Origin of the sequence: Serratia sp. (in: enterobacteria), assembly GCF_046715635.1 — a bacterium.
Classification (GTDB): domain Bacteria; phylum Pseudomonadota; class Gammaproteobacteria; order Enterobacterales; family Enterobacteriaceae; genus Chania.
This window is the reverse complement of the sequence record NZ_JBKJYW010000089.1, coordinates 1-5,689: the sequence shown is the minus strand read 5'-3', so window position 1 is coordinate 5,689 and position 5,689 is coordinate 1. Positions and strand designations below refer to the sequence as shown.

Below are 5,689 nucleotides of genomic sequence, written 5' to 3'. Positions count from 1 at the left end.
AACCTATCAGGCATGACGGCCATTTGACGTTTGCAACACGGCGGGAATGGGGATTAACGGTATTCCAGCGTCATTATTCCGAGTTTTTTCTGCTGATCCAACCACTTGATCTCGCTCTTGCCGAGATTCATTGGCAGCTCTTTACTACCGCTCTCCAGACTCGCTAACTGATGTTTGCTGGTATAGTCTTGCCCGTCGCGATAGCATTGCGTTTGTGCCGTTGAGTCAGCGACTTCCACCGTGCAAGGGCCTTCGACAATGGCGCCATAGAAGTGGATCACGCCGCCGGTCGCAGCATTGGCCACGCCTGCTGCCATCCATGAAAACAACATTCCTGCGATCAAAAACAACCGTAAGCTTTTCATGGTCACCTCACTTGTTATTAAGCCAATGTAAACCTGAAAAAAAGTTCTTGGATTAAACGCAAGTTAGAGAGGTTTTATCTATTTATCATCTGGTCATATAGAGCTCTACCTCTCTGGCGGCGCATAATTTATTGCCGAGAAATGCAGATTTCAAGTAGGAAAAATCTCAATTTAAAACCCGGCAACGGTTTGCGACGCAGACGGCTTGCCATGTGCAATCCTGATCGGCCAGTTGAGCAATGAAAGGTGTGGCGGCGTGGTGGAGAAAGCGAACCAAAGTGCGGGATCTGGGGGTGTCATGCCGAGCCCCACTCGGCATGACCAGAGGACTTAACGATAAACTACTGTCATTATTGCGAGTTTTTTCTGCTGATCTACCCACCGCATTTCGGAGGTGCCGATATTCAGCGGAAGTTCTTTACTGCTGGCATCAAAACTTGCCAGCCTTTGCGTGCCTGTATAGTTTTGCCCATTACGATAACATTGGGTATTCGCCGTTGTATTGCTAACATCTACCGTACAAGGCCCTTCGACAATGGCACCCACAAAGTTGATAACACCACCTGTGGAACCCGCATGACTTGCTGCCATCCATGAAAACAACGCTCCTGCGATCAAAATTAACCGTAAGCTATTCATGGCAACCTCACTTTTGTTAAGCCACTTTAAACATAGGCTATTTTTTTCGGATTAATCGTAAGGATAGGCAGTTTTTTTAACGGTTAATCGTTTAATTAAGGTCGTGTAAACAATACGGTACGGTATAATTGACTTTGTTAACATCACGTTTTTTATGGGAAAAATCCTATACCTTTAGCGAAAAATAAACGCCCAAAAAACAGGCGATTTTCATGTTCAAATTTGTGATCTGCCCCTCCTAATTGGTCATCGCGGTAACAAAGTGAATAATCGCTAACCTGCAATAAATTGAAAACATCATTAACGGGAATCTCCAAATGACAAAAACCAATCTGATCACCGGCTTTCTCGGTAGCGGCAAAACCACCACCATTCGGCATCTGTTGGCCAATAAGCCGGAAAATGAGCGTTGGGCCGTGCTGGTCAACGAGTTTGGCGAGATTGGTATCGATGGCGCCCTGCTGGCCGACAGCGGTGCGGTGTTAAAAGAGATCCCCGGTGGCTGCATGTGCTGCGTTAACGGGCTACCCATGCAGGTAGGGTTGAATATGTTGCTGCAACAGGCCAAACCCGATCGGTTGCTGATTGAACCCACTGGATTAGGCCACCCGAAGCAGATCCTGGCGCTGCTGACTCAGGAAACCTATGGTGGATGGATCGATTTGCTGGCAACGATCTGTGTGCTTGATCCCCGCCAACTCGGCGAACCTCGCTATAGCGAAAATGAAAATTTCCGCGATCAACTGGCCGCAGCCGACGTTATCATCGCCAATAAAATGGATACCTGGCAGCCGCAAGATGCTCAGGCACTGGAAACCTGGCAAACGCTACATGGGCAGCAGCGGTCGGTCTTTTCCATCGAGCAAGGGCGCATGGATATCAAGCTGTTGGATCGGCCACGCACCAATTGCACAGAATTGCCGGACGCACAGCATCATCATAGCCATGCCAAGACCCAAGGATTGGCTGCGCTGCGTTTGCCTGAAAACTCACGTTGGCGCCGAGCTCTTAATCAAGGCCAAGGATTCACCAGTTGCGGCTGGATTTTCGATGGGGAAACCGTATTTGATACCGTCGGCATGATGGAATGGATCAGGTTAGCCCCCGTTGACCGGGCCAAGGCGGTGGTACGCATTGCCGAAGGCAGTTTGCTGATCAACCGCCAAGGGCACGATCTCAGTATCGAGACGCGCCCCACCGCTCCGCTCGACAGCCGTATCGAATTGATCCACAGCGGTGAGGCCGACTGGAATGCTTTGCAATCGGCTTTGTTTAACATCCGTTTAAGTTAATGCTTATAACGTTGGCATTATTTTATCATTTTACAGGTTAGCCATGACACGCCGCAATTTACCCTTCATCCTCATGCTCAACGTTTTGGGCATCGTGCTATTTCTTTCCTGGTATTTACCCACGGATCACGGGTTCTGGTTCAAGATTGACTCGGCAATCTTTTTCTTCTTCAACCAACATCTGGCCAGCGATGCCTGGTTTCTGAGAATGGTGGCGATCACCAACAATCGGATATTTGACGTCATTTCGCTCATCGCCATGGGGCTGCTGTACCTTTACTTCTACCTCAAGCAGGATGCCTTTGGCCGCCGCCGTCTGATCATCACCGGCGTCGTGATGTTGTTAACCGGGGTGGTGCTCAACCAGTTTGGTCACCTGCTACCGGTAAAACACGCCAGCCCTACCCTGACCTTTGACAATATCAACCGGGTGAGCGAACTCACCGGCATCCCAACCAAAGACGCCTCCAGCGACAGCTTCCCTGGCGATCATGGCATGATGCTGATGATCTTCTCCTGCTTTATGCTGCGCTACTTTAACCGCACGGCATTTGCCATCGCGCTGCTGATCACTCTGGTCTTCAGCCTGCCGCGCATCATGATTGGCGCACACTGGTTTACCGATATTGCCATCGGTTCGCTGTCTGTGGTGATGGTCGGTGCCAGTTGGTGGTTGATGACGCCAGCCAGCGATGTTGTCATCCACTGGTTGAACTGCAGATTACCCGGTAAGTATCGCCCAACGCAGCCATAACTTTAGATTATGATAGCCGGGAGGCCGCCGTCTCTCGGTTATTTAAATGCCGCATCCTGTTTACTCTGTAACCACAACGTTAACATGCCCACCCCATTAATTAACGTCAATCCAACATAACCGGCGGGCCACGTTTTTTTTATATGAAGATTTACCTTATGTTACATCACAATTTCATATAAAGAATGTCTGAAAAAGACTCGCAATCCTCACTTCATTCCGGTACTCTCGGATGCGTTTGTGCCTGGTTTGGCTTGGCTCGTTAGTAAAAATCCGAAAACTGTGCGTTCCTGCACATTTCCGATGCTAACTGATTGTCCTTCCAGCCAGTGCCAACTAGTCTCGTTTCGTTTGGTATTTTTCAGATAACGACTTGCGTCGTTAAGGACTTCAAGGGAAAACAATTACAATGGTCAAATCTCAACCTTTTCTGAGATATTTTTTGCGGGTATTACCTGCAATTGCGGCAGCCTTGGTGCTCTCCGCCTGTAGCTCAACCAACACTTCGAAGTTAGATAGATCACAAACTGAGATGCATGCAGTTAATGACAAAGACGGTCTTTTACTGCAAGCCTCTCAGGATGAATTCGAAGCGATGGTACGTAACGTTGACGTCAAGTCAAAGATTATGGACCAGTATGCTGATTGGAAAGGCGTCCGCTACCGTTTAGGTGGTGAAAGCAAGCGCGGCATTGACTGCTCGGCGTTTGTGCAACGGACCTTCCGCGAACAGTTTGGTATGGCCCTGCCCCGCTCAACCTATGAGCAAGAAGATATGGGCAAGCAAATCCAGCGAGCTAAACTGCGCCCAGGGGATTTAGTGCTGTTCCGTGCCGGCTCTACTGGCCGCCACGTAGGTATCTATCTGGGTAACGACAAATTCGTTCATGCCTCTACCAGCAGTGGCGTGACAATCTCTAGCCTTTCGGATAACTATTGGGATAAACGTTATCGCGAAGGCCGCCGGTTACTGGGCAAAAGTTCCAGCTAACGGTGTAGTATCTGAATCTGGTCCTGAAAGCCAAACAAACGAGACAAGAACGCTGCCCCCGGGCAGCGTTTTTTTTCCCTGTAAAGCAGGCACCGAACACGCCCGCAGCGCTATTTTCGGCTATCACTGCGCCGGAAACCACGCAACGGTGGAAAAAATAGCCTATTATCGTCAAGTGACAATCCATTTCGTAACGCGCTATTTACGCTGTGTCTGAACAACCAGCCTTGTTGGAAGCCAGACGAATAATGACGCAGGCAGGATCGGTGGGATATATTAATCACCCACAATATAACAAGAATATTTTTACGCTGCGCTCAGGGGGCAAGTAATGGGATTGAAGGGAGCATTTGCACGCCATGCATCCAACACACGACGTAGCCTGACTAAAAGCGGTATTATCGCGGTCATTTTCTTCATTGTTTTTGCCTCTGTCACCTTATTTCTGATCAATCATCAGCGCTCGCAATATCAACATAAGATCGAAAACCGTACGCAGCAATTTGCCGTTAATTATCTCGATCATCTGCAAGAAATCATGCAACAAATCATGCCGCTTAGCGGTAAATCCTGCGAAAATGTCCAGGCCGATCTGACCTACCGTGCAGCTTTTGCCACTGGCGTACGCACCTTTGTTCTGGTGAAAGACGGTTTTGCCTATTGCTCCTCGGCAACCGGTAATATGATGCTGCGGATGAGCCATATTTATTCCGAAATCGACTGGCATAAGCCGCTGGATATGGCATTGCAACAAGGTACGCCGATGGTGCCGGGAAAACCGGCGATTGCCGTGTGGCTGCGCCAACCCGGGCCAGGTAACACCGGCATATTAGCCACGCTGGATCTCACCCTGGCCCCCTACCTGCTGCTCAGTTCACACGATAGAGATACTCCCGGATTTGCCATCGTCATTGGGGAGCATGCGGTAACCACCTTCAGCTCGAGTATGCTGCCACTGGCGCAATTACCTAAAAAACACGCCAGCCAAATAGCCATCCCGGGCTATCCACTGGGTTTGATCTTCTATCACCAATCCCTGACGGCTAATGATATCCGTTTGACCGTGCTGGGCAGCCTGGTGCTCTCCCTGATGGTGGGCGCGCTGTATTACTATATGCAGATACTGCGCCAAAGCCCCGAACGCGCCCTGATGAGAGGCATCAAGCACAATGAGATCTTTGTTGAATATCAACCGGTGTTCCACACCGCAACCAACACCATCGCCGGTCTTGAGGCATTGATCCGCTGGCAGCATCCCACCGAGGGGCGCATTCCACCCGATCTGTTTATCCCCTATGCCGAAAGCGAAGGGTTGATCGTAGCGCTGACTCGCCACCTGTTCCGTATGATCGTGGCAGATATCCCGCAATTGGTGCAAGCTTTGCCACGGGGCGCCAAACTGGGCATCAATCTCGCCCCTTCTCACCTTAATGCGCCTTCGTTCCATGACGATATCACCGATCTGCTGGCTAACTTGCCAACCGACTATTTCACCGTGGTGTTTGAAATCACCGAGCGCGGCATGGTGGAAGAACAAAACGCCTTGGAAGAGTTTGATTGGCTGCATCGCCAAGGGGTTGAAATCGCGGTGGATGACTTTGGTACCGGCCACAGCGCCTTAATCTATCTACAACGCTTTACCCTGGAT

The 5,689-nt window shown here is 49.9% G+C and carries 7 protein-coding genes; 4 read left to right on the top strand and 3 right to left on the bottom strand.

Annotation, left to right across the window (positions count from 1 at the left end; genetic code table 11):
• Positions 1-53: 53 nt before the first annotated feature.
• The 3 genes from ACLQ7H_RS04305 to ACLQ7H_RS04295 all read right to left on the bottom strand — a co-directional run bounded on the left by ACLQ7H_RS04305 (position 54) and on the right by ACLQ7H_RS04295 (position 1,004).
• A complete protein-coding gene (locus ACLQ7H_RS04305) occupies positions 54-365 on the bottom strand; it encodes a type 1 fimbrial protein (protein WP_411751599.1) in 312 nt (103 codons plus the stop codon).
• A 171-nt stretch (positions 366-536) separates the two neighbouring features.
• Entirely contained in the window at positions 537-665 is a 129-nt protein-coding gene (locus ACLQ7H_RS04300) for a hypothetical protein (protein WP_411751598.1), read from the bottom strand.
• 30 nt (positions 666-695) lie between these two features.
• Positions 696-1,004, bottom strand: a complete 309-nt coding sequence (locus tag ACLQ7H_RS04295) for a type 1 fimbrial protein (RefSeq protein WP_411751597.1) — start codon at positions 1,002-1,004, stop codon at positions 696-698.
• Positions 1,005-1,321: 317 nt separating this feature from the next.
• Between ACLQ7H_RS04295 and ACLQ7H_RS04290 the strand changes: the two genes are divergently transcribed.
• The 4 genes from ACLQ7H_RS04290 to ACLQ7H_RS04275 all read left to right on the top strand — a co-directional run.
• The gene (locus ACLQ7H_RS04290; RefSeq protein ID WP_411751596.1) at positions 1,322-2,296 is read left to right on the top strand and encodes a CobW family GTP-binding protein; all 975 of its coding nucleotides are present in this window, start codon (positions 1,322-1,324) and stop codon (positions 2,294-2,296) included.
• A gap of 43 nt (positions 2,297-2,339) precedes the next feature.
• Entirely contained in the window at positions 2,340-3,050 is a 711-nt protein-coding gene (locus tag ACLQ7H_RS04285; RefSeq protein WP_411751595.1) for a phosphatase PAP2 family protein, read from the top strand.
• A 409-nt stretch (positions 3,051-3,459) separates the two neighbouring features.
• On the top strand, positions 3,460-4,041 hold the full coding sequence (gene mepS, locus ACLQ7H_RS04280; protein WP_411751594.1) for a bifunctional murein DD-endopeptidase/murein LD-carboxypeptidase: 582 nt from the start codon (positions 3,460-3,462) through the stop codon (positions 4,039-4,041).
• A 331-nt stretch (positions 4,042-4,372) separates the two neighbouring features.
• A partial coding sequence (locus ACLQ7H_RS04275; protein WP_411751593.1) for a cyclic di-GMP phosphodiesterase occupies positions 4,373-5,689 on the top strand: 1,317 nt, incomplete at its 3' end.